Source organism: Caballeronia sp. GAWG1-5s-s (assembly GCF_023631445.1).
Lineage (GTDB): Bacteria > Pseudomonadota > Gammaproteobacteria > Burkholderiales > Burkholderiaceae > Caballeronia.
This window is the reverse complement of the sequence record NZ_JALQDC010000068.1, coordinates 1-452: the sequence shown is the minus strand read 5'-3', so window position 1 is coordinate 452 and position 452 is coordinate 1. Positions and strand designations below refer to the sequence as shown.

The 452-nt window shown below is 66.2% G+C and carries 1 protein-coding gene; it reads left to right on the top strand.

The annotated features are described in order from the left end of the window. A partial coding sequence (locus NCR34_RS27930) for a thiolase family protein (protein WP_502800136.1) occupies positions 1–452 on the top strand: 452 nt, incomplete at both ends.

Below are 452 nucleotides of genomic sequence, written 5' to 3'. Positions count from 1 at the left end.
TTCGTGCGCCACGGCGTCACCGCCGAAGCGCTCGCGGGACTGAAGCCCGCGTTCTCGAAGGAAGGCACGGTGACGGCGGCGAACGCATCGGGCATCAATGATGGCGCGGCGGCTGTAGTCGTGATGTCGGCGAAGAAGGCCGAAGCGCTGGGTCTCACGCCGCTCGCGCGCATCAAGGCGTACGCGAGCGCGGGCGTCGATCCGAAGATCATGGGCATGGGCCCGGTGCCGGCATCGAAGCGCTGTCTGGAACGCGCGGGCTGGAGCATCGACGATCTCGATCTGATGGAGATCAACGAGGCGTTCGCCGCGCAGGCGCTGGCGGTGCACAAGCAGATGGGCTGGGATCAGGAAAAGATCAACGTGAACGGCGGGGCCATCGCGATCGGGCATCCGATCGGCGCATCGGGCTGCCGCATTCTGGTCACGCTGCTGCACGAAATGCAGAAGCG